The sequence below is a fragment of the Pseudobutyrivibrio xylanivorans genome (assembly GCF_010906925.1).
GTDB lineage: Bacteria > Bacillota > Clostridia > Lachnospirales > Lachnospiraceae > Pseudobutyrivibrio.
Genome location: NZ_VTVE01000001.1, coordinates 927117 through 949435 on the forward strand (window position 1 = coordinate 927117; position 22319 = coordinate 949435).

At 37.2% G+C, this 22319-nt stretch carries 24 protein-coding genes; 23 read left to right on the forward strand and 1 reads right to left on the reverse strand.

What is annotated here, in order from left to right:
- From F0Q01_RS04305 to recG, 6 genes are all read left to right on the forward strand, one after another.
- Complete coding sequence (locus F0Q01_RS04305) at nucleotides 1-1332, forward strand: FtsW/RodA/SpoVE family cell cycle protein (protein WP_090486627.1); 1332 nt, start codon at nucleotides 1-3, stop codon at nucleotides 1330-1332.
- Entirely contained in the window at nucleotides 1322-2755 is a 1434-nt protein-coding gene (locus tag F0Q01_RS04310) for a peptidoglycan D,D-transpeptidase FtsI family protein (protein ID WP_090486630.1), read from the forward strand. The genes F0Q01_RS04305 and F0Q01_RS04310 overlap by 11 nt, the downstream gene beginning before the upstream one ends.
- A gap of 104 nt (nucleotides 2756-2859) precedes the next feature.
- The gene (rpmB, locus tag F0Q01_RS04315; RefSeq protein WP_015549663.1) at nucleotides 2860-3045 is read left to right on the forward strand and encodes a 50S ribosomal protein L28; all 186 of its coding nucleotides are present in this window, start codon (nucleotides 2860-2862) and stop codon (nucleotides 3043-3045) included.
- Nucleotides 3046-3236: 191 nt separating this feature from the next.
- Nucleotides 3237-3596, forward strand: a complete 360-nt coding sequence (locus F0Q01_RS04320) for an Asp23/Gls24 family envelope stress response protein (protein WP_090486633.1) — start codon at nucleotides 3237-3239, stop codon at nucleotides 3594-3596.
- A 14-nt stretch (nucleotides 3597-3610) separates the two neighbouring features.
- The gene (locus tag F0Q01_RS04325) at nucleotides 3611-5122 is read left to right on the forward strand and encodes a DAK2 domain-containing protein (RefSeq protein ID WP_090486636.1); all 1512 of its coding nucleotides are present in this window, start codon (nucleotides 3611-3613) and stop codon (nucleotides 5120-5122) included.
- A 1-nt stretch (nucleotide 5123) separates the two neighbouring features.
- Nucleotides 5124-7175: an ATP-dependent DNA helicase RecG gene (gene recG, locus F0Q01_RS04330; protein ID WP_243150646.1), complete on the forward strand. Its 2052-nt coding sequence runs from the start codon at nucleotides 5124-5126 to the stop codon at nucleotides 7173-7175.
- Here recG and F0Q01_RS04335 read toward each other — a convergent pair.
- Nucleotides 7143-8894 (reverse strand): Rqc2 family fibronectin-binding protein, encoded by a 1752-nt coding sequence (locus tag F0Q01_RS04335; protein WP_090486642.1) that lies wholly within the window; start codon nucleotides 8892-8894, stop codon nucleotides 7143-7145. The genes recG and F0Q01_RS04335 overlap by 33 nt on opposite strands.
- 96 nt (nucleotides 8895-8990) lie before the next feature.
- On the opposite strand from F0Q01_RS04335, the gene F0Q01_RS04340 reads away from it, so the two are divergent.
- The 17 genes from F0Q01_RS04340 (at nucleotide 8991) to hisB (ending at nucleotide 22302) form a co-directional block, all read left to right on the forward strand.
- A complete protein-coding gene (locus tag F0Q01_RS04340) occupies nucleotides 8991-9902 on the forward strand; it encodes a YicC/YloC family endoribonuclease (RefSeq protein WP_242941827.1) in 912 nt (303 codons plus the stop codon).
- Between the two features lie 2 nt (nucleotides 9903-9904).
- Nucleotides 9905-10168, forward strand: a complete 264-nt coding sequence (locus F0Q01_RS04345) for an extracellular matrix/biofilm biosynthesis regulator RemA family protein (RefSeq protein ID WP_090486645.1) — start codon at nucleotides 9905-9907, stop codon at nucleotides 10166-10168.
- A complete protein-coding gene (gene gmk / locus F0Q01_RS04350; protein ID WP_090150035.1) occupies nucleotides 10161-10796 on the forward strand; it encodes a guanylate kinase in 636 nt (211 codons plus the stop codon). Before F0Q01_RS04345 ends, gmk begins: the two co-directional genes overlap by 8 nt.
- Before the next feature lie 2 nt (nucleotides 10797-10798).
- The gene (rpoZ, locus tag F0Q01_RS04355; RefSeq protein WP_090149852.1) at nucleotides 10799-11041 is read left to right on the forward strand and encodes a DNA-directed RNA polymerase subunit omega; all 243 of its coding nucleotides are present in this window, start codon (nucleotides 10799-10801) and stop codon (nucleotides 11039-11041) included.
- Nucleotides 11042-11044: 3 nt separating this feature from the next.
- Nucleotides 11045-12373, forward strand: a complete 1329-nt coding sequence (gene rimO, locus F0Q01_RS04360) for a 30S ribosomal protein S12 methylthiotransferase RimO (RefSeq protein ID WP_090486648.1) — start codon at nucleotides 11045-11047, stop codon at nucleotides 12371-12373.
- Nucleotides 12370-12921, forward strand: coding sequence for a CDP-diacylglycerol--glycerol-3-phosphate 3-phosphatidyltransferase (gene pgsA / locus F0Q01_RS04365; RefSeq protein WP_090486651.1), 552 nt, complete (start codon nucleotides 12370-12372; stop codon nucleotides 12919-12921). Before rimO ends, pgsA begins: the two co-directional genes overlap by 4 nt.
- Nucleotides 12921-13394 (forward strand): CinA family protein, encoded by a 474-nt coding sequence (locus tag F0Q01_RS04370; protein ID WP_090486654.1) that lies wholly within the window; start codon nucleotides 12921-12923, stop codon nucleotides 13392-13394. Before pgsA ends, F0Q01_RS04370 begins: the two co-directional genes overlap by 1 nt.
- A gap of 3 nt (nucleotides 13395-13397) precedes the next feature.
- Complete coding sequence (rsmD, locus tag F0Q01_RS04375; protein WP_090149843.1) at nucleotides 13398-13949, forward strand: 16S rRNA (guanine(966)-N(2))-methyltransferase RsmD; 552 nt, start codon at nucleotides 13398-13400, stop codon at nucleotides 13947-13949.
- Nucleotide 13950: 1 nt separating this feature from the next.
- Nucleotides 13951-14439: a pantetheine-phosphate adenylyltransferase gene (gene coaD, locus F0Q01_RS04380; protein WP_090486658.1), complete on the forward strand. Its 489-nt coding sequence runs from the start codon at nucleotides 13951-13953 to the stop codon at nucleotides 14437-14439.
- A gap of 5 nt (nucleotides 14440-14444) precedes the next feature.
- Nucleotides 14445-15155, forward strand: coding sequence for an ATPase (locus F0Q01_RS04385; RefSeq protein WP_176753653.1), 711 nt, complete (start codon nucleotides 14445-14447; stop codon nucleotides 15153-15155).
- Nucleotides 15156-15226: 71 nt separating this feature from the next.
- Nucleotides 15227-17170, forward strand: coding sequence for a YgiQ family radical SAM protein (locus F0Q01_RS04390; RefSeq protein WP_090486661.1), 1944 nt, complete (start codon nucleotides 15227-15229; stop codon nucleotides 17168-17170).
- Entirely contained in the window at nucleotides 17139-18074 is a 936-nt protein-coding gene (locus tag F0Q01_RS04395) for an RluA family pseudouridine synthase (RefSeq protein WP_090486665.1), read from the forward strand. The genes F0Q01_RS04390 and F0Q01_RS04395 overlap by 32 nt, the downstream gene beginning before the upstream one ends.
- The gene (locus F0Q01_RS04400) at nucleotides 18061-18597 is read left to right on the forward strand and encodes a Holliday junction resolvase RecU (RefSeq protein WP_090486667.1); all 537 of its coding nucleotides are present in this window, start codon (nucleotides 18061-18063) and stop codon (nucleotides 18595-18597) included. Before F0Q01_RS04395 ends, F0Q01_RS04400 begins: the two co-directional genes overlap by 14 nt.
- A 76-nt stretch (nucleotides 18598-18673) precedes the next feature.
- Entirely contained in the window at nucleotides 18674-19669 is a 996-nt protein-coding gene (gene hisZ / locus F0Q01_RS04405) for an ATP phosphoribosyltransferase regulatory subunit (RefSeq protein ID WP_090149827.1), read from the forward strand.
- Entirely contained in the window at nucleotides 19659-20315 is a 657-nt protein-coding gene (gene hisG / locus F0Q01_RS04410) for an ATP phosphoribosyltransferase (protein WP_090149821.1), read from the forward strand. Before hisZ ends, hisG begins: the two co-directional genes overlap by 11 nt.
- Complete coding sequence (hisD, locus tag F0Q01_RS04415; protein ID WP_090486669.1) at nucleotides 20302-21594, forward strand: histidinol dehydrogenase; 1293 nt, start codon at nucleotides 20302-20304, stop codon at nucleotides 21592-21594. The genes hisG and hisD overlap by 14 nt, the downstream gene beginning before the upstream one ends.
- A gap of 111 nt (nucleotides 21595-21705) precedes the next feature.
- On the forward strand, nucleotides 21706-22302 hold the full coding sequence (hisB, locus tag F0Q01_RS04420) for an imidazoleglycerol-phosphate dehydratase HisB (RefSeq protein WP_090149814.1): 597 nt from the start codon (nucleotides 21706-21708) through the stop codon (nucleotides 22300-22302).
- Nucleotides 22303-22319 lie beyond the last annotated feature (17 nt).

Below are 22319 nucleotides of genomic sequence, written 5' to 3' on the forward strand. Positions count from 1 at the left end.
TTGGTTAACGTTATTACATCATTTTCACGAATTACAATTTTATCTTTTGTGCTTATTTTTACCCTCATTGACCTTGTTCAGATTTTTGAATACAAGCTTAATGAGGCTGTATATAGCATACTTTCAACTATTCAATCAGTTATGGTTGTTCTGTTTCTTTTTAATGGAACTTTCGTGCTATTTATGGCAAAAGAAGATGCTGGCATGATAATGCTTGGTATATTTACTTGTATTTTCTTTGTAGGCTTTTATGTAGCTGTGTACAGGCTATCAGTTTTTGTACCAAGAGCTCTTATAAATAACATGTTTTTATTTATTTCCTTTGGAATTATAGCTCTTGCTAGACTTAAAACAGAGTTTGCAGCAAAGCATATGATTTTTTTATTTATAACGCTTGTTATTTCCTTGCTTGTTATTATGGGCCTGAAATATGTTGATAGAATAGAGCGTTTTATGTATATTTTCGCCATCGTTGGTATTATTCTTCTTTTGATAGTTGCCTTCTTTGGACAGGTTGAAAATGGAGCTAAATTATCATTTGCTGCAGGACCAATTAGATTTCAACCTAGTGAATTTATTAAGCTTTCATTTTTGTTTTTTATAAGTGGATGCATTGTCACTTTTAAAGATATGAGAGGATTTTTAATTGCATCTATAGGTTCTGCTGTGCATGTGGTTGCTCTTGTTTTGGCAAGAGATTTGGGAACCGCCCTTATATTCTTAACGGCATATGTTTTTGTTATGTTTATTGCATACAAAAATTATATTGTTTTATCCCTTGAGATAGGTGTGGCTACAATAGGCGGTATATTGGCATATCATTATTTTCCACATATTCAGACTAGATTTATCGCTTGGACAGATCCTCTTTCAGTTGTAGATGATAAGGGGTATCAGATATCTCAGTCTTTATTTGCAATTGGTACTGGTGGATGGCTTGGTTCAGGTCTTAACAAGGGTATGCCTAACAAAATACCTGTTGTTACTATGGATTTTATTTTTGCGGCTATTTCCGAGGAGATGGGTGCAATTGTAGGAGTTTGCCTTATTGTTTGCTTTGCATGTACTGTTATGTTGATTTTAAACGCTGCTTTTAATTGTAATAACAGTTTTTATATGCTTGTAAGTAGTGGAATTGCAGTTCTTTTTGCAGTTCAGACCATTTTAAATATTGGCGGAGTAATAAAGTTTATTCCATCCACTGGTGTAACACTTCCATTTATCAGTTACGGAGGCAATTCATTACTATCACTTATGTTATGCTTTTTGATAGTTAGTTGTTCTAACAATCTTTATTTTGATTCTAGACAGGGTAGACGACATGATCGATAAAAAGACACACAGACTAATTAGAAAAGAAATATATATCGTTGGAATTCTATTCTTTGGCCTATTCATCGCTATGATTGTTTATTTTTGTAACTATGTGAACAACGGTTCCAAAGAATTTATTTATAATGCTTACAACTCACGATTCTCAGTCTTTAGTGATGATGTTGTCAGGGGTAATATTTATACTGCCGATGGCAAGGTCATTGCAAAGACCGCATACGACAGCGAGGATAATGAAGTCAGAGTATATCCTGATGAGAGACTTTTTTGTCATGCTGTAGGGTATGTTGGACAGGGCATGGCTGGGTTAGAGGCTCAGTATTCATTTGACTTACTTAAATCCAATATTACTCTAGAGGATCAGATTAATAATAATTTAGCTGGCCAAAAGAGCCCTGGGGATAGTTTGTATACTACATTTGATTATGATACACAGCTTGCTGCTTTTGACGGCCTTGGAATGTTTGATGGCGCTGTAATTGCTATTGAACCTGATACTGGTCGAATAGTTGCCATGGTATCTAAGCCTGATTATGATCCTAATACAATCGCGAAATATTGGGATGATATCACTGATAGTACTAAGAATAAGTCATCACTTTTGAACAGAGCTACTTCTGGTGCTTACCCACCAGGTTCGACATTTAAAATAGTTACTACATTAGCTTATTTAAGAGCCAATAATGGTGATGACACTTTTTCTTATAGCTGCAACGGTAAGTTCGAAATAGATGACTATACTATTCACTGTAGCGGCAATAAAAAGCACGGTAGTGAGGACCTTTTAAAGGCTTTTTCTAATTCATGTAACAGCGCCTATGCTTATATGGGATTAGAGCTTGATAGAAATGCATTTATAGGCACTTCAGAGGATTTGCTGTTTAACACTACGCTTCCTACTTTATTAGATACTACAAAGAAATCTAGCTTTAAAATTGATGACAAAACAAAGGATAGTATAGTGGCACAAACAGCCATAGGACAGGGCAGTACTACAGTATCTCCTCTTCATATGTGTATGATTGTTTCTGCTATTGCTAACGATGGCGTGCTTATGGAACCATATTTGGCAGATAAGCTTATTAGTGCCGATGGACAGCTTGTAAGTCAGACAGAGCCAGTAGAATATGGCCAGTTACTTACTAAGGAAGAGTCTCAGTTATTACAAAGCTATATGGCTGCTGTAGTAGAGGAGGGAACTGCTGAAAAAGTTAATTTTGGCGAGGAACTGACTGTATATGGTAAGACTGGTACAGCTGAGTATACAGAAGATAAAAGCGTTACTCATTCATGGTTTGTTGGATACGCGGTAGACGATAATGGAAATAAGCTAGCTGTAGCTGTTATCATGGAAGGTGCAGGATATGGAAGCAAATACGCAGCCCCTTTGGCAGCCAAGGTGTTTGAGGCTTATTTTCAATAATTCTTGAAAAAATCATTGCAATTTACTATTTGCTTTGCTATAATCCATTTGTTGCGTAAAACGCACACTTGGTTTTTGAAATATTTTTACAAGGAGGTGCAATCATGGCAAAATGTGCAGTTTGTGGAAAAGGCGCTCATTTCGGTAACAATGTGAGCCATTCTCATAGAAGATCCAATCATATGTGGAAGTCTAATGTGAAGTCCGTTAAGTGTAATGTGAATGGAACACCTAAGAAGTTATATGTATGTACTTCTTGTTTACGTTCTGGCAAGGTTGAGCGTGCTTAATCTTACACGATATTGAAAGTCACTCGGAAGGGTGACTTTTTTTATGCCAAGATTTAGGGTATAAATTTCTAGATGTGTGAATTTTCTCGCTAGATGTTGATAGGATGTACCAATACTTACTTTCATTTTTTAGTCATTTAGTATATAATGAGTCATCATGACTAAATATGCGAATTTGGAGGTATAATTTTATGCAAGGTCAAATGGAAACAGAACTTGGTAAGATTGTAATAGACACTGATGTAATCGCAACTTATGCTGGTTCAGTTGCTGTTGAATGCTTTGGCATTGTTGGTATGGCAGCTGTTAATATGAAGGACGGCTTGGTTAAGCTTTTGAAAAAAGATTATCTAAATCATGGAATTAATGCTGTTATCTCAGATGACAATGTTATTTCTATTGATTTTCATGTTATTGTTTCTTATGGTGTAAGCATCGAAGCTGTTGCAGAAAACCTTATTGAGACAGTAAAATTCAAGGTATCTTCATTTACTGGTTTGACTGTAGATACTATCAACATTTACGTTGAAGGCGTAAGAGTTATTGACTAAGGAGGCAATTTATAGTGGAGATCCAAACTATCGATGCGTCTTTGTTAGCAAAGATGTTTCTTTCGGGAGCAAAGAATCTCGAAGCCAAAAAAGAGTGGATAAATGAATTAAACGTTTTCCCTGTTCCTGATGGAGATACAGGTACAAATATGACAATGACTATCATGTCTGCAGCTAATGCTGTTAAGGAGCTTGATAATGCAGATATGAAGACAGTAGTTAAGGCTATTTCTTCTGGTTCACTTAGAGGTGCCAGAGGTAACTCAGGTGTTATTTTATCTCAGCTTTTCCGTGGCTTCGCCAAGGTTGTTTCGGGTTATGATGAAGTTACAGTTGATATTTTAAGTGAGGCTTTTGAGAAGGCCGTTCAGACAGCTTACAAGGCAGTTATGCAGCCTAAGGAAGGTACTATTCTTACAGTAGCTAGAGGAGCTGCTGACAAGGCTGTTTCGATGAAGGGCAGAACAAAAGATATCGTAGCATTCTGCGAGGCAGTTATTGCTGAGGCTGAGGCTACACTTGCTAAGACTCCAGATATGCTTCCTGTACTTAAGCAGGCTGGCGTAGTTGATTCTGGTGGACAGGGTCTTGTATGCGTACTTCAGGGTGCTTATGATGCTCTTATTGGTAAGGATGTAGACTATGCTTCTGAGGCTGAGGCTGCTCCTGCACCTATTAAGACTAAATATATTGTTGAGTTTGTGGTTGAGGCTGATGCACCACTTGCTTCATATCAGCTCAAGGAAATCCAGGCTAAAATCGAAAAGATTGCAGTTGGTGAGATTTCTGATATCAAGATAGCAGAAGAGGGAGCTGAGACAGTTGCTGTTGAAGCACCTAAGAAGGAAGAGCCAGCTGAGCCTGCAAAGGAAATGGGATTTGTTTCAATTGCTACAGGTGAGGGTCTTACATCTATCTTCACAGAGCTTGGTTGTGACTACATGATTCCAGGTGGTCAGACAATGAATCCTTCTACAGATGATATTCTTAGCGCTGTTGAAAAGGTTAATGCGAAGACAGTATTTGTTCTTCCTAACAATAAAAATATTATCCTTGCTGCTAATCAGGCAGCTGATATCTGTGAGGACAAGCAGATTGTAGTTATTCCTACAAAGACAATTCCTCAGGGTATTACTGCACTTATTACATTTGATCCTGATGCATCAGTTGAGGACAATCAGGCAGCTATGACTGAGGAAATCGCTAATGTAAAGACAGGTCAGGTTACATACGCAGTTCGTGATACTATGATTGATGATAAGGAAATCAAGAATGGTGACTGGATGGGAATGGGAGATTCAGGTCTTCTTTCAGTTAATGCTGATATTTCAGTTGCATTTAAAGAGATGATTGACCTTATGGTATCTGAAGATTCTTCTGTTGTTTCAATTTATTGGGGCGAGGGAAGTGATCAGAGCAAGGCAGAAGAGCTTGGCGCTGCTATAGAGGCTAAATACCCAGATCTTGAGATTGAGATCTCTGAGGGTGGTCAGGCCGTTTATGCATATATCGTTTCAGTGGAGTAAAATGATGGAACTGTTGTCGCCTATAGACACTATTAAGGGTGTCGGAGAAAAGACAACTAAATTACTTAACAAATTAGGAGTATATACCATAGAGGATATACTCCTTTTTTTTCCGCGCACATATCTGATTTATCCGGAAGTTTCTACACCTAATCCAGATAACGTTAATTCTTTAATAAGTATTGCAGGTAGAATTAAAACTAGCCCAAAGGTTTTTCGTTCAAAGAGCAGGATAGATGTGCTTTCAGCTACGGCATTTGTGGGAGATATACCAGTTGATTTAGTTTGGTTTAACTCAAATTATTTAAAATCCTCTCTTGAGCCTGGGAAAGTATATGTATTCTATGGAAGGCTTGTTTTTGATAAAAATCGATATAAAATATCTCAACCACTTATATTTGAGACAGAAAAGTATGAGGAACTGAGAAATCAAATTCAACCGATTTATCATTTAACAAAGGGACTTAGCAATAATCTGGTTCTAAAATCAGTAAAGGCAGCACTTGATAATTGTAAGTTGCCAGAGAAAAGACTTCCTGATGAAATAGAAGATAAGAACAATTTTTTAACTTATAGTCAGGCTCTAAAGACTTATCATTTTCCTGAAAATTTTGATGAGCTTGTAAAGGCGAGGAAGCGTCTTGCCTATGAAGAGATGTTTTTCTTTATTTTAAATTCAAGGCTTCAAGAAGATAAAAGTGTATCTTATCCCAATAAATTTAGGATTTCTCATCATAGTCAGACTGATGATTTTAGAAACTCTCTTCAGTTTGCCCTTACTAGAGATCAGGATAAGGTATTTAATGATATTTTGTCTGATATTCAAGGCGAGTATGTTACCCAGAGACTTATTCAGGGAGATGTAGGCTCCGGAAAGACAATAGTGGCATTTCTTGCCATGTTAGATGTTGCCTTATCAGGTTATCAAGCAGCTATTATGGCTCCAACAGAGGTACTTGCCAAGCAGCACTATGAGGGATTTGTAAAATGGGTTGAAAATGCAGGCCTTAATATTCCTGTAGCCCTGTTTACAGGCTCTATGAAAGCCTCAGAAAAAAAGGCTATGGCAAAGCTAGTGGCTGAGAATGACTCTTGTTTAATTGTTGGAACCCATGCTCTTATTTCTGAGGGGCGAGAGTTCGGAAACTTAGCACTTGTTATAACTGATGAGCAACATAGATTTGGAGTTCAGCAGCGTGATAAGCTTTCTTCCAAAGGTGAGCATCCTCATATTATTGTTATGTCAGCTACACCTATTCCAAGAACGCTTGCTATGATTTTATATGGCAATATGCATGTTTCTGCTATAAAAGAACTCCCAGCAAATAGATTGCCTATTAAAACTTGTGTTATCAAAGAAAGTATGCGAAAGACTGCATACAAATTCGTCAGCGATGAAATTGCTAAGGGACATCAGGTATATATTATTTGTCCATTGGTTGAGGCTTCAGAGACAACAGAAGCACAAAATGTTACTGACTACAGTAAAAAGCTTAACGAATACTTTGACGGTGCTTATTCCATTGGTGTTTTACATGGAAAAATGAAGCCAGCTGATAAGAACCAGGTAATGGAGGATTTCGCTAATCATAAGACTCAAATCCTTGTGTCTACAACAGTTGTAGAAGTAGGTGTTAATGTTCCCAATGCAACTGTTATGATGATAGAAAATGCCAATAGATTTGGACTTGCAGCACTTCATCAGCTCAGGGGCAGAGTGGGAAGAGGCAGTGCTCAAAGTTACTGTATCCTAATGAATTCTAGCTCTGATAATAGAGAGTCTGAGCGACTAAATATAATGCTTAAATCAAACGATGGATTCTTCATAGCTAGAGAAGATCTTAAATTAAGAGGCCCAGGAGATATGTTTGGCGTAAGACAAAGCGGTGAATTTAGCTTTAAAGTGGCTGATATCTATCAGGATGCTGATGAGCTAGAGATGGCCAGCCAGGATGTAGAAGAGCTGTTAAAAAAAGACCCTAGCCTGGATAATCATCCTAAGCTAAGGTCCACATTAAATTCATTCCTCACTAACCAGTTTTACGTGCTCTAGTGTAGGTGTGACAACCATTGAATAGTTAGTGTAATATACTACAAAGCCTGCTACAGCGCTAGTGGGCTTTTTTACGTTCTTCTTTTGGAGATAATCAATTTCAACTTTGTCAGTATCTCTTCCAGAAGAGTAATAAGCGGCCAGTTCAGCAGCGTGCTCATAGGTACTATCAGGAAGTTCTTTTCCATTTGTTTTAACAATGACATGACTGCCATGTATCTTTTTGGTATGAAACCACCAGTCATTTCCTGTTGCAAACTTGAATGTAAGCTCGTCATTCTGATAATTATTTTTACCTACATATATATCAAACCCATTGTCATCTACAAAGTGTAGAGGCTTGCTTTTCTTTGATTTTTCTTTCTTGTTACCAGTGTGTTTTTTGATAAACCCATGGTCAGAAAGCTCTCGTCTAATATCAGCCAGATCTGTTTCAGTCTCGGCAATGTTAAGGGCTGTCTCGATAGATTTTAAAAGTTCAAGTTCAGTTTTAGATTGCTCAATATATGTGTCTAATGCCTCGGCGGTACGCTTTAATTTGGCATATTTATCAAAATACTTTTTAGCGTTATCAGATGCAGATAAATCCGGATCCAAAGGAATAGTCAGTTCCTTGTTGTCATAGTAATTAATTACTGTGATTGATTTATCATTTGGCTTAGCTTCGTAACCGTAGGTGTGAAGTAGCTCGCCATATATCTTATATTTATCACGTTTTTCAGTATCTTTTAACTGTTTAGACTGTAGATCTAGCTTCTTAGAAGCTCGCTCAATATGATTTGAAATGATTTTTCTTAAATCTGATGACTTTTGTCGAATATTAGTGTATTTGTTGCGCTTTGCATAGTACTGAACAAGTATTTCAGACATAGTTTCGTAGCTATTTGACGACATGTCCTGATACATTTTAAGTTCTATAGGCGCATATTCAACTGGCTCGTTGTTAGCCGGATTGATGTAAATATTAAAATTGTATTTGTTGTTTTTTACGTCATCGATTAGCTCTATAAATGCCTTATAAAGTCTGTCTTTGTGCTCATCAAAGAGAGAAGCGCAGGCAGCATCAGAATCTATTCCAGCTCGATAACAAATTTCATTTGTAATAGTAGGGCTTAATCCAATAAATGAGGAGATTAATGCCTTATAAATGGAGTTACTTTTCTTTAAAACCTGATTTTTGAAATAATCCTCTGTAGATTCTAAAGGATTGATTTTTCCTTCCTGAGCTGGGATGAAATAATCTCGGCCAGGTAAAACTTCTCTGACAGAACTTACAGATGAAGGCACGTGCTTAATTGAATCTAATATCATGTTTTCTTCATTACAGAAAATGATATTAGAATGCTTGCCCATTATTTCTACATAAAGGTATTTGAAGGTGATATCCCCCATATCATTTAAATGCTGAATCTTAAAGCGAATAGCTCGCTCAAGACCCATCTGCTGAATCTCAATAATACGTCCAGCTCCAATGTGTTTTCTTAGCAACATACAAAAGCCTGGAGCTGTTGCAGGAGCTGGCTTGTTTTCATCAGTTATGTAGATAAATGGAAGAGAAGCGTTAGCAGAAATCAAAAGGCGCTTATTTCCATTTTGAGTGTTGATTGTTATTAAAAGTTCCTCTCGCTCAGGCTGAGAAATTTTATTTATTTTTCCATTTAAAAGTAGGTTATTAAATTCATCCACAAGGGCATGAATAGATATGCCGTCTAGTGCCATTAATCTAGTATTCCTTTCTTATTCTAATGCGGATTTAATTGACTATTATGATACATTTAATTATAATTAAAAACAACTATGTAAAAGTGGATTATTATGCAAAGTTACATAGAGAAAGAGGATACTCACATGGTTCGTAGCATGACGGGATATGGCAAGGGAATTGCCGAAAATTCAGACGCTCGTGTCACAATTGAAATGAAATCTGTTAATCACAGATATCTAGATTTGAATATCAAACTTCCTAAGAAGCTCAATTTTTTAGAGAGCACAATTCGTAATAAAATCAGCGAAAGCGTATTTAGAGGCAAGGTCGACGTTTATATTACTCTAAACGAGCATTCAGATGCTTGTTATCAGGTTTCAATTAACGATGCTATTGCTCAAAAATACTACGATTCAATTTCAGCAATGGCCGACAAGCTTGGCATCGATAATGACATGAAAGCTAGCAGCATTTCTCGTCTTCCAGATGTTATTGAGCTTGAGGAGATGGAGGCAGATGAGGATAGTCTTAAGACATTAGTTCTCGAGGCCCTTGATGCTTGTGTTGCTCAGTTTGTTGATAGCCGTATTGCTGAGGGTAACAGACTAGAGACTGACCTTATTGCTAAGATGGACGAGATGCTTGTCCTTGTTGATAGATTAGAGGCTAGAAGCCCTCAGATTATCGAGGAGTATAGAGCTCGTCTTAAGACCAAGGTATCAGAGCTATTAGAGGATACCCATATAGACGAGGCAAGGGTTGCCCAAGAGGTTGTCATCTACGCTGATAAGATTTGCATTGACGAGGAGATGGTTCGTCTTAAGAGCCACGTTTCAGAGACTAGAGGAGTATTTGATCTTGATAAGGAGGTTGGTCGCAAGCTTGATTTCCTTGCACAGGAGCTTAATAGAGAGGCCAACACAATCCTTTCTAAGTCTACAGATGTAGAGATTGCCGATATTGGCATTACCCTAAAGACACTTATTGAAAAGGTTAGAGAACAGATTCAAAACATAGAGTAATTATGGCATTTGTAAATATAGGTTTTGGAAATATTATAAATAGCAAAAAGATAGTATCTATGCTTACCTCTGATTCCGCACCAGCTAAGAGAATTGTTGCTGGTGCCAAGGAAAAGGGCAATATTATTGATGCTACACAAGGTAGACGTACAAGAGCTGTTATTGTGTGTGATTCACATGTTGTTTTATCAGCCCTTATGCCTGAGACAATTTCCGCTAGAATTAGCGACAATTTCATAAAGGAGGATTTAGATTATGATGCATGACAAAGGCCTGGTGGTTGTATTATCTGGCTTTTCAGGTGCTGGCAAAGGCACTATCATGAAGCATTTGCTTGAAGCACATCCACAAGATTATAATCTATCTATTTCTGCCACTACTCGTGACATGCGTGCAGGTGAAAAAGAGGGCAGAGAGTATTTCTTCAAGACAAAAGAAGAGTTTGAAGAGATGATTAAAAAAGGCGAGCTCCTTGAATATGCCACATTCAATGGCAATTCATACGGTACACCAAGAGCTTACGTTGAACAATTAATAGACCGTAGGAAGGACGTCATTCTTGAGATTGACACCCACGGTGCACTTCAGGTTAAGAAAATGTATCCAGATGCGCTTTTGTTATTTACAATGCCACCATCTGCTGAAGAGCTTAAAAACAGACTTGTTGGAAGAGGCACAGAGACTGATGATGTTATTGCACAGAGACTTGCTATTTCTAACACAGAGGCTGAAATCATGGATAGCTATGACTACCTGATTATCAACGATTCCTTAGAAAAGGCAGTTGATCAGGTTCATAATATAATTCAAGCTGAACATTTCAGAGTATGCAGAAATACTTTGACAATCAACGAGATGAAAGAACAATTAAAGGTATTTGAAAGGAGTAATTAATTATGATACATCCATCTTATGTAGAGCTTATGGAAAAGGTTAATGAGAATGTTGAGGTTGGTGAGGAGCCAGTTGTAAATAGCCGTTATACAATCGTTGCTGCAACATCTAAGAGAGCACGTCAGATCATCGACGGTGCAGAGCCACTTATCAATCATAAGCCAGGCGACAAGCCACTTTCTATTGCTGTTAATGAGTTAAATGAAGGCGCAATCAAGATTATCAACGAGGATACAAACAACTAATTTATGAAAGTTTTATTTGTTTCTCTTGGCTGCGACAAGAACCTCGTAGACTCTGAGCATATGCTTGGTGATTTGATTGATCACGGATATACAATTTGTGATGACGAGGCTGAAGCAGACATTATTGTTGTTAATACATGCTCTTTTATTGCAGATGCAATGGAGGAGAGTATTCAAAATATTATCGATATGGGTGCCTACAAAACTGAGGGTAATCTTAAGGCTCTCATTGTGACCGGCTGTCTCGCACAGCGATTTACAGATGAGATACTAGCTGATTTACCTGAGGTTGATGCAATCATCGGCACCAATTCCTACGATGAGCTTTTGAATACAATCGATAAAGTTTTAGAGAATAAAGGAATTAAGCCAGTTGTTAAAAAGGATCTAGTTGGCCTTCCTAGAGATGGTAGACGTGTTCTTACAACTGGTGGCCATTTTGCTTATCTAAAAATAGCTGAGGGTTGCAATAAGCGCTGTACATATTGCATTATCCCTTATATTCGAGGTGATTATCGTTCGGTTCCTATGGAACAGGTTATTGCAGAGGCTAAGCAGCTTGCTGCAGACGGCGTTCAGGAATTGATTGTTGTTGCTCAGGAGACTACCGTTTATGGCGTTGATCTCTACGGCAAAAAATCACTTCCAGATTTATTGCATAAGCTCTGTGAAATCGATGGAATTAAGTGGATTCGTATTTTATATGCTTATCCAGAGGAGATTACTGATGAGCTTATCGACTGTATGGCCAGCGAGCCTAAGATATGTCATTACATAGATATGCCAATCCAGCATTGCAATGATGATATTCTTAAGAAAATGGGCCGCAAGACTAACAAAGCAGATATTATGGCAATTGCATCTAGACTTCGTCAGGCTATGCCGGATATTTCTCTTAGGACTACACTTATCTGTGGTTTTCCTGGAGAGACAGAAGAGATGCATAGGGAGCTCCTTGATTTCATTGCCGATATGAAATTCGATAGATTAGGTGCTTTTGCATATTCTCCAGAAGATGGAACAGTAGCAGCTGCATGGCCTAATCAAGTTGATGAGGAGCTTAAGCATCGCTGGGTAGACGAGGTTATGCTTGCTCAAAAAGATATTTGTCTTTCAAATAATAAAACATACGTAGGTCGTACTATTCCTACATTCATAGAAGGTAAGTTACCGGAGGATGGAGTATTTATAGGGCGTACTTATAGAGATACACCATCTGTTGATGGATTTATATTTGTTAATAGTGACATTGAGCTTACTAGCGGTCAGTTTGTTGATGTTACCGTTACTAGCTTTGATGAATATGATTTAATAGGAGATGTAAAGTTATGAATTTACCTAACAAATTAACAATCGTAAGAGTACTATTAATTCCATTTTTTGTAGTTTTACTTTTACTAGGACATGCTCATAATGATGATATGACACTCCGCATTATTGCAGACGTTATATTTATTATTGCATCCCTTACAGATATGCTAGATGGTAAGATTGCACGCAAGTACAATTTAGTTACCAACTTTGGCAAGTTTATGGATCCACTTGCAGACAAGCTTCTTGTTTGCTCTGCAATGATTTGCTTAATCGAGACAAAACAACTTTACAGCTGGTTCGTAATTATTATTATTGCTAGAGAGTTTATTATTTCTGGTTTCAGACTTATTGCTGCTGAAAATGGTATTGTTATTGCAGCTAACATCTTTGGCAAGATTAAGACAGTTACACAGATGTTTATGATTATCATTCTTGTTGCAAATATTCCATTTGCTCCACTTCAGATAGTTGGAGAAATCCTTAAGTGGGTTGCACTTGTAATGACAATTCTTTCACTTGTAATTTATATTTATCAGAATAGCGCTGTTCTTAAGGAGCAGAACTAATGGATGCATCTGTAATAGTTGATAGACTTGCATCAATGAAAATGACTGTTGCAACTGCTGAGTCTTGTACTGGTGGTTTGATAGCTAGCAGTATTGTAGACATTGCAGGTGCTTCTGATTGCTTCAACGAGGGATATATCACTTATTCCAACGAGGCTAAGATGCGAAATCTTTCTGTTAAAGAGAGTACTCTGATGCAGTATGGGGCTGTTAGTACTCAGACAGCAAAAGAGATGGCTATGGGCGTTCGAAAGAAAGCTCACGCGGATTTTGGTATTGCATCTACTGGAATTGCAGGGCCAGGAGGTGGCTCGCCTGAGAAGCCTGTTGGACTTGTATATATAGCCTGCGCATACGATGATAAATGTCAGGTTAGACAGCTTAATTTATCAGGTGACAGAAGCCAGGTTAGACATCAGGCAGCAGATGAAGCACTTCAGCTTTTATCAGATTGCATGGATGAGATAGGATAATAAATGAGAATAATTTCAGGTAGTAAGCGAGGAATGCTTTTAGAGACTCCTGAAGGCTTAGATACTCGCCCTACATCAGACAGAATAAAAGAGACTTTGTTTAATATGATTGCTCCAGAAATATATGATTCATATTTCTTGGATTTATTTTCTGGAAGTGGTCAGATTGGTCTTGAGGCTCTTAGCCGCGGTGCTAGAGAAGCTATTTTTGTAGAAAAAGATAAAAAAGCAATAGCTTGCATAGAGAAAAATATTTCCAAAGCAAAATTTGGAGATAACTGTACATTGTATAAAGAGGATGTTTTTTCTGTTTTGAACAGATTAAATAATCACGAAGTTTTCGATGTGATTTTTATGGATCCTCCTTACAATAAATTAATCGAAAAACAGGTTCTTGAGACATTATCAAATCTTAAGAGTGTATCAGAGGATACATTGATTATAGTTGAGGCATCTTTAGAAACTGATTTTGATTATGTTGGTGATTTGGGGTATGAAATCACCAAAGAAAAAATATATAAGACAAATAAGCATTTATTTATAAAGAAGGCGTAAAATGAATAGAGCAATTTATCCTGGTAGTTTTGATCCAATCACATTTGGACACTTGGATATTATCAAAAGAGCTAGCAAATTATGTGATGAGTTAATCATTGGCGTTCTCAATAACAAACAAAAAAATCCGTTGTTTTCCATTGAGGAACGTGTTAACATGATAAAGGAATTGACTGAAAATTTAGGCAATGTAAAAGTAGAATGTTTCGAAGGATTACTAGTCGATTTCGCCAAGAAAAAAGATGCTCAGGTTATTATCAGAGGACTTAGAGCTGTTACTGATTTCGAAAACGAAATTCAGTTGGCTCAGTCTAATAAAGTCCAGTATCCTGAGTTAGAGACATTGTTTATGACAACATCTCTAAAGTATTCTTATTTAAGTTCTACAGTCGCAAAGGAATTTGCGTCGTATGGGGGAGATATCAGCCTGTTTGTTCCTAAGGAGATTATACCCCTCATAGAAGCAAAATTTAAAGACAAGGAGAAGTAAGCAACATGGCAAATGCAAGCAAAATAGAAGACATTATTGATGAAATTGAAGCTTATATTGATGATTGTAAGCCTTCAGCTTTCTCTACAAGTAAAATAATCGTTAACAAAGATGAAATTGAATCTTTACTTCAGGAGCTTCGTACAAAGACACCTGATGAGATTAGAAAATATCAGAGAATGATTGCTAACCGCGAGCAGATTCTTGCAGATGCTCGTGCTAAGGCAGATGAGATTATTAGTCAGGCACAGATTCAGACTAATGAGCTTGTTTCTGAGCACCAGATTATGCAACAGGCATATGCACAGGCCAATGAGGTTATTCTCATTGCTCAGAAAAACGCTCAGGAGAAGATCGATAGAGCTACAGAAGACGCTAACAATATCAGAATGGGCGCTATCGCATATACGGATGAGCTTTTAGCAAATATTCAGACTATACTTGCTAATTCTATTGAGACTACACGTACACGCACAGATTCATTCCTTAGCACAATGCAGGTTTATTTAGATACTGTTGATGCCAATCGTGCATCTCTTGTTCCTGATTCACTTAATGACGGAGCTACAGACCCTGCATCAAGCCTTGAGCCTTCTGCAGATGTATCAGTTCCAGAAGAGCCAAGAGTTGAGGCTCCACAGGTTGCAAGCGCAGCTTCTTCAGACGATGAAGTACCTGCACTTGATATTCCAGAGCAGTTTTTCAACAAGGAATAATTTCTTTTTTGAAATTTGATAAGTAGCCAACTTGTAAACGCAAGTTGGCTAAATTATTTTTAGAGGTATTTATGCAAAAGTTTTTACCAATTTCCAAGAGAGATTTACAGGAAAGAGGAATTGAACAACTTGATTTTGTTTATGTCTGTGGTGATGCATATGTAGATCATCCATCTTTTGGCGCGGCTATTATTTGTAGACTTCTTGAGTTACACGGATATTCTGTAGGTATTATTCCACAGCCAGATTGGAAGGATGATAATTCAATCAATGTTTTAGGAGAACCTAGGCTAGGGTTCTTTGTTAGCGCAGGCAATATGGATTCTATGGTTAATCACTATAGTGTTTCTAAGCATAGAAGAGATTTTGACAACTATTCTCCAGGTGGAAAAATTGGACTTCGTCCAGACTATGCTACAGTTGTTTATTGCAATCTAATTAGACATACATATAAAAATAAGCCAATTATTATCGGAGGAATAGAAGCCTCTTTACGAAGACTTGGCCACTATGATTATTGGTCTAACAAGGTACGTCGTTCTATTCTTTTGGATTCTGGAGCAGATATTATTTCTTACGGAATGGGAGAGCACTCTGTAATAGAAATAGCTGACTGTCTTGCTTCTGGTATGGATGTAAAGGATATTACATTTATAGCTGGAACAGTTTTTAAAACAAGAGATAAATACTTTACTGAGGATGGTATTATACTTCCTACTTTTGAGGAAATAAAAAGCGATAAGGTGGCCTACGCTAAGAGTTTTTACACTCAATACGTAAATACGGATCCGTTTACTGCAAAAAAGCTAGTAGAGACTTATGATGGAGCTATGTTTGTAGTTCAAAATCCACCACAAAAGCCTCTGACTAGGCAGGAAATGGATGATATTTATGCAATTGATTACATGCGTACCTATCATCCAATTTATGAAAAGGACGGTGGTATTCCTGCTATTAAAGAGGTTAAGTTTTCTCTTATTAGCAATAGAGGCTGCTTTGGCGGATGTAATTTTTGCGCATTAACATTCCATCAGGGAAGAATCATTCAATCCCGCAGTCATGATTCCATTGTAAACGAGGCCAAATTGATTTCAGAGGATCCTGATTTCAAAGGATATATACACGATGTAGGCGGTCCGACTGCTAATTTCAGAAATCCTTCTTGTAAAAAGCAGATGACAAAGGGCGTTTGTATGAATAGACAGTGTCTGTTTCCTACTAAGTGCCAGAATCTAGAAGTAGACCACAAGGATTATGTTGCTTTACTAACCAAACTTAGAAAATTACCTAAAGTAAAAAAGGTTTTTGTCCGTTCCGGTGTTCGCTTTGACTATGTAATGTATGATAAGGATGATACATTCCTTAGAGATTTATGCAAATATCATGTCAGCGGCCAATTAAAGGTTGCTCCTGAGCATATTTCAAATAATGTGTTGTCTTATCTTGGAAAGCCGGATATATCCGTATATAACGATTTCTGCAAGAAATACGAGAAGATTAATAAGGAACTTGGTCTTAAGCAGTATTTAGTGCCATATCTTATGAGTTCACATCCAGGTTCTACTCTTGATGATGCTATAGCTTTGGCAGAATACTTAAGAGACCATCATTTATCTCCTGAGCAGGTACAGGATTTCTATCCTACACCTAGTACTATTTCTACAACAATGTATTACACAGAAATAGACCCACGAGATATGAAACCAGTATATGTATGCAAGAATCCTCACGAAAAGGCAATGCAGCGTGCTCTTATTCAATACAAGAGGCCGGAGAATTATGATTTGGTAAGAGAGGCACTTGTTAAGGCTGGTAGAGAGGATTTGATTGGCTTTGGAGAAGAGTGTCTTATTCCACCTAGAAAGATTACTAGAAACCATTCTGGTAGCAAGAATGTTAATAAACAACACAATGGTAAAAAGACCAATTCAGTAAACAATAATTACAGTAGAGGAAAGAACTCTACTAAGCAAAACAAATCAAATGAAAGAACTAAAAATAAACGAAAACGATAGTAATCAGCGTTTTGATAAGTTTTTAAAACGAGTATTATCAGAGGCTAGTACATCTTTTATCTATAAGATGCTTCGCAAGAAAAATATTACTCTAAACGACAAGAAGGCTGACGGCTCAGAAAAACTTAATACGGGAGATGTTGTAAAGATATGGTTTTCCGATGAGACATTTGAAAAGATGTCTGGAGGAGAAAAATCAGATCCCCTTTATCATTCCCTTAAATCTATTGCGTCGGATATTAATATTATTCACGAAGACAATGACATGATTATTATTAACAAACCATCCGGCATCAAGTCCCAAAAAGATTCAGAGGATGATATTTCTATTAACGAGATGGCTATATCTTATATGATTAAAAAAGGAGAGCTTTCAGAAGAATCCTTTAAACATTTTCATCCTAGCATTTGTAATAGACTTGATAGAAATACATCTGGGCTTATTTTATTCGCAAAGAATTTACCTTGCGCTCAAAAGCTTGGCAAGGCTCTTAAGGAGCGAAGCTGTATAAAAATGTATAGAGCAATAGTTTTAGGTGATATTAAGGAACCTCAGGAAATAGACGGATACCTGTCTAAAGATGAGGCCACCAACAAAGTAACCATTTCATCAAAACCATTTGATGATTCAAAACCTATACAGACAGCCTACAGACCTATTAAAAAACTTGCTAATGATATGACCCTTATTGAGATTCATCTGATTACTGGTCGAACTCATCAGATTAGAGCTCATTTAGCATCAATCGGTCATCCTATTTTAGGTGATAATAAATACGGAAATGCGATAATTAATAAAAAATATAAAATAAAAGGACAGCTTCTTCATGCATATTCTATTGAATTTGAAGATGGAGAAAAATATGTAGCTGATTTACCGGGGGAATTTAATGTCTACATTTAAGTCAAGAGGCCTTAGAGGTTCCACTTTTGAAGAATTTATAAATAAAACAAATTTAGTATACGAGGAAAATGGGTTAGCACTTATCCAAAAGATTCCCACACCTATTACACCTATTGACATGGATAGCAAAAAGGGTCATATTACGCTTGCATATTTCGACCAGAAATCAACTGTTGATTATGTTGGTGCAATACAAGGAATCCCAGTTTGTTTCGATGCTAAGGAGTGCAATAAGGACACTTTTCCTCTTCAGAACATCCATCAGCACCAGATAGATTTCATGGAAAAATGGGAAAAGCAAGATGGAATAGCATTTATTCTTATTTTCTTTAGTGAGAGGGATCTCTATTATTACCTTCCATTTGTGCAGCTGAAGACCTTCTGGGATAGGATGGTAGATGGTGGGAGAAAGAGCTTTCGTATAGACGAATTAGATAAAAAATACTTTTTTGAGACGAAGCCAAATCTATTAGTTCCATATCTAGACATGATAAATATTGATTTAAAGAGCCGTGAAAGTTGACTTTCCGGCTTTTATTCGTTATAATCACTTTATTACGTTAGCGGACTAAAGTGTTTTAATAGATTAGGAGACGAGAATGAAAAACCTTACATTACACACTCCAGAGGGTGTTAGAGACATTTATAACAGCGAATATGAGCGTAGATTAGATGTTCTTTACAATCTCAGAAAGGACTTTAAGGCATCTGGATATACGCCTATTTCAACACCTACTTTTGAGTACTTTGATACATTTTCTAAGGAAGTAGGTTCATGTAAGTCTAATGAGATGTTCAAGTTCTTTGATAGAGATGGCAATACTCTTGTACTTAGACCAGATATTACTCCATCTGTAGGTAGAGCAGCAGCTATGTATTTTTCAGATACAGATGAGCCTGTTAAGCTTTCTTACGAAGGCAATGTATTTATTAATTATCATAGCCTTCAGGGACGCCTTAAGGAGAGTACTCAGGCAGGATGTGAGTTTATTGGCGATAGTTCAGTAGATGCAGATGCTGAGATTCTTACAATTGTTGTCAATTCATTAAAGTCGATCGGTCTCAAGGAATTCGAGATTGGAGTAGGACATATTGATATTGTAAAGGGCCTTGTAGAGGCTGCTTCACTTAAGGCAGAGGATGAGGAGAGATTACTTAATCTTATCTCTAATAAAAACTTCTTTGGTGCCAAGGATTTACTTGAATCTGCAGGAGTTAATAAGAGCCTTATCGAGCTTTTTGATTTAACAGGCAAGATTCTTAATTCTCCTTCAGAATGGAAGAATTATCTTGAAAAGGCTAAGAAATACAAAAAAGTATATGATGCTCTTGAATACCTGACAAAGCTTTATGAAATCCTTAAGAGCAACGGTGTGATGGATTATATTTCATTTGAGCTTGGTATGATTTCAGAATATAGATATTACACTGGAATTATATTTACTGGATATTCTTACGGAGTAGGTGAGCCACTAGTTAAGGGTGGTAGATATGATTCGCTTCTGCGACATTTTGGCAAGGATTCACCTGCTATTGGTTTTGCGATAACTGTTGATCAATTGATGTTAGCATTGGAGAGATGTAATGAGCGATAGATATTTAACTTTTGCCCTTGGTAAGGGGCGTTTAGCAAAGCAGACACTTGCTTTATTTGAAAGCATCGGTATTACTTGCGAAGAGATGAAGGATCCAGATACCAGAAAGCTTATCTTTACTAACGAAGAATTAAAACTTAGATTTTTTCTTTCAAAGGGACCCGATGTACCTACCTACGTAGAGTATGGTGCAGCCGATATTGGTGTTGTTGGAGAGGATACTATTTTAGAAGAGAATCGTAATATCTATGAGGTATTAGATCTTGGTTTTGGAAAGTGCAGAATGTGCGTATGCGGTCCTGCAGAGGCAGCTGAGTTACTTAAGCATCATGAGCTTATCAGAGTTGCCAGCAAGTATCCTAGAATTGCTAAGGATTATTTTTACAACAAGAAGAATCAGACGGTGGAGATTATCAAGCTCAACGGTTCAATAGAGCTTGCACCTATTGTTGGTCTTTCAGAAGTTATTGTAGATATTGTTGAGACTGGTTCTACACTTAGAGAAAATGGACTTGTTGTTCTCGAAGAAGTTTGTCCACTTTCTGCTCGTATGGTTGTTAACCAAGTTTCTATGAAAATGGAATATGAGAGAATCACAGCTCTTATTGAGAAGTTGAAGGGAGCACTTGAAAATGAAAAAGCTTAAGCTTACAAGCGACACAATAGATAATATTTTAGAATCATTATTAAAAAGAAGCCCTAATCAGTATACAGAATATGAGTCTACAGTTACCGAAATCGTAAATACGGTTAGAGAAAAGGGCGATGAGGCAATATTCGCATATACGAAGAAATTCGATGGTGCAGATATTAATGCTAGCAATATTGTTGTTACAAAAGAGGAAATAGAAGAGGCATATACTCTTGTTCCTAAGGAACTTGTAGATGTTATCAGAAAAGCCCTTGTAAATATTGAAAAGTACCACGCTAAGCAGAGACAGAATAGCTGGTTTACTACAGAAGACGGCATTATTCTAGGACAAAAGGTTACCCCACTTGCAAAGGTAGGTGTATACGTACCAGGTGGCAAGGCAGTATATCCATCATCTGTTCTTATGAATGTTATGCCTGCAAAGGTAGCAGGAGTTGGCAAGGTATTTATGACTACTCCATGTAACAAAGAGGGCAAGGTTAATCCTAGTACTCTTGTTGCAGCTAATGAGGCTGGTGTAGATGTAATTTATAAGTGTGGCGGCGCACAGGCTATTGCAGCACTTGCATTTGGAACAGAGTCAATCGAAAAGGTTGATAAGATTGTTGGCCCTGGTAATATATTTGTTGCTCTTGCTAAAAAGGCTGTTTTTGGATATGTTTCAATCGACTCTATTGCTGGTCCTTCAGAGATCTTAGTTTTGGCTGATGAGACAGCTAATCCAACATACGTGGCAGCAGATTTACTTTCACAGGCTGAGCATGACGAGCTTGCCAGCGCAATTCTTGTTACTACATCTGAGCGAATCGCAGACGAAGTAGAAAAGGAAATCGAGAGATTCGTAAAGATTTTATCTAGAAAAGATATTATCCAGAAATCACTTGATAACTTTGGTTATTTACTTGTTGCTGACAATAAAAAAGATGCAATCGATTGCGTTAATGCCATTGCATCTGAGCACTTAGAAGTTGTTACAGCTAATCCATTTGAGGATATGACATACATTAAGAATGCTGGTGCGATATTCCTTGGACAGTATTCATCAGAGCCTCTTGGAGATTATTTCGCTGGACCAAATCACGTGCTTCCAACAAATGGAACAGCTAGATTTTTCTCACCACTTTCTGTTGATGATTTCATTAAGAAGTCTAGCATTATTTCTTATTCGAGAGAGGCACTTGAAACAGTATATCCTGATATTGTTAAGTTTGCTGAGAATGAACAACTTACAGCACATGCTAATTCTATAAGAGTAAGATTTGAAGATATTTAATAATTTATTTATATATCTTAATTATCAGTGCAAAGAGACGATTAAACTTTAAATACCTACTCATATTTTGTATAATGAGAAAGGTGGTTATTGAAATAATAGGCGGGGATTATGGCAGAAGAACGTAGAGCAAAGGTTGCTAGAAAAACTAAAGAGACAGATATAACAATTGACTTTTCTATAGATGGAAGTGGTCTTTGTCAGGTTAACTCAGGTATAGGTTTCTTTGATCACATGCTTGATGCCTTCACAAGACATGGACTTTTTGATTTGGATGCTTCCATTAAGGGCGATTTACAGGTTGATTGTCACCATACCATCGAGGATACGGGCATTGTTCTTGGTAATGCTATTAAAAAGGCCTGTGGACCTAAGCTTGGATGCAAGCGATATGGCAGCTGTATTCTTCCTATGGATGAGACTTTAGTATTAGTTGCAGTTGATTTATGCAACCGACCTTATTTATCTTTTGAGGCCGAGTTTCCTACAGAGAAAATCGGCTATATGGATACCGAGATGGTTAAGGAATTTTTCTATGCCATTTCTTATTCAGCTAGTATGAACCTTCATATCAAGGTTCTTACACCAGGTAATTCACACCATATGTGCGAGGCCATGTTTAAGGCTTTCGCTAAGGCTTTAGATGAAGCCACAACTATTGACCCTAGACTGAATAATCAGACTATGACTACAAAGGGTTCAATCTAAAAAGGAGTACAACTTAG

Bases quoted from the DNA above. Each gene is read 5' to 3' on its own strand.
- F0Q01_RS04310 (WP_090486630.1), top strand. From the start codon at position 1,322: ATGATCGATAAAAAGACACACAGACTAATTAGAAAAGAAATATATATC.
- rpmB (WP_015549663.1), top strand. From the start codon at position 2,860: ATGGCAAAATGTGCAGTTTGTGGAAAAGGCGCTCATTTCGGTAACAAT.
- F0Q01_RS04320 (WP_090486633.1), top strand. From the start codon at position 3,237: ATGCAAGGTCAAATGGAAACAGAACTTGGTAAGATTGTAATAGACACT.
- recG (WP_243150646.1), top strand. From the start codon at position 5,124: ATGATGGAACTGTTGTCGCCTATAGACACTATTAAGGGTGTCGGAGAA.
- F0Q01_RS04335 (WP_090486642.1), bottom strand. From the start codon at position 8,894: ATGGCACTAGACGGCATATCTATTCATGCCCTTGTGGATGAATTTAAT.
- F0Q01_RS04340 (WP_242941827.1), top strand. From the start codon at position 8,991: ATGCAAAGTTACATAGAGAAAGAGGATACTCACATGGTTCGTAGCATG.
- F0Q01_RS04345 (WP_090486645.1), top strand. From the start codon at position 9,905: ATGGCATTTGTAAATATAGGTTTTGGAAATATTATAAATAGCAAAAAG.
- gmk (WP_090150035.1), top strand. From the start codon at position 10,161: ATGCATGACAAAGGCCTGGTGGTTGTATTATCTGGCTTTTCAGGTGCT.
- rpoZ (WP_090149852.1), top strand. From the start codon at position 10,799: ATGATACATCCATCTTATGTAGAGCTTATGGAAAAGGTTAATGAGAAT.
- rimO (WP_090486648.1), top strand. From the start codon at position 11,045: ATGAAAGTTTTATTTGTTTCTCTTGGCTGCGACAAGAACCTCGTAGAC.
- pgsA (WP_090486651.1), top strand. From the start codon at position 12,370: ATGAATTTACCTAACAAATTAACAATCGTAAGAGTACTATTAATTCCA.
- F0Q01_RS04370 (WP_090486654.1), top strand. From the start codon at position 12,921: ATGGATGCATCTGTAATAGTTGATAGACTTGCATCAATGAAAATGACT.
- rsmD (WP_090149843.1), top strand. From the start codon at position 13,398: ATGAGAATAATTTCAGGTAGTAAGCGAGGAATGCTTTTAGAGACTCCT.
- coaD (WP_090486658.1), top strand. From the start codon at position 13,951: ATGAATAGAGCAATTTATCCTGGTAGTTTTGATCCAATCACATTTGGA.
- F0Q01_RS04385 (WP_176753653.1), top strand. From the start codon at position 14,445: ATGGCAAATGCAAGCAAAATAGAAGACATTATTGATGAAATTGAAGCT.
- F0Q01_RS04390 (WP_090486661.1), top strand. From the start codon at position 15,227: ATGCAAAAGTTTTTACCAATTTCCAAGAGAGATTTACAGGAAAGAGGA.
- F0Q01_RS04395 (WP_090486665.1), top strand. From the start codon at position 17,139: ATGAAAGAACTAAAAATAAACGAAAACGATAGTAATCAGCGTTTTGAT.
- F0Q01_RS04400 (WP_090486667.1), top strand. From the start codon at position 18,061: ATGTCTACATTTAAGTCAAGAGGCCTTAGAGGTTCCACTTTTGAAGAA.
- hisZ (WP_090149827.1), top strand. From the start codon at position 18,674: ATGAAAAACCTTACATTACACACTCCAGAGGGTGTTAGAGACATTTAT.
- hisG (WP_090149821.1), top strand. From the start codon at position 19,659: ATGAGCGATAGATATTTAACTTTTGCCCTTGGTAAGGGGCGTTTAGCA.
- hisD (WP_090486669.1), top strand. From the start codon at position 20,302: ATGAAAAAGCTTAAGCTTACAAGCGACACAATAGATAATATTTTAGAA.
- hisB (WP_090149814.1), top strand. From the start codon at position 21,706: ATGGCAGAAGAACGTAGAGCAAAGGTTGCTAGAAAAACTAAAGAGACA.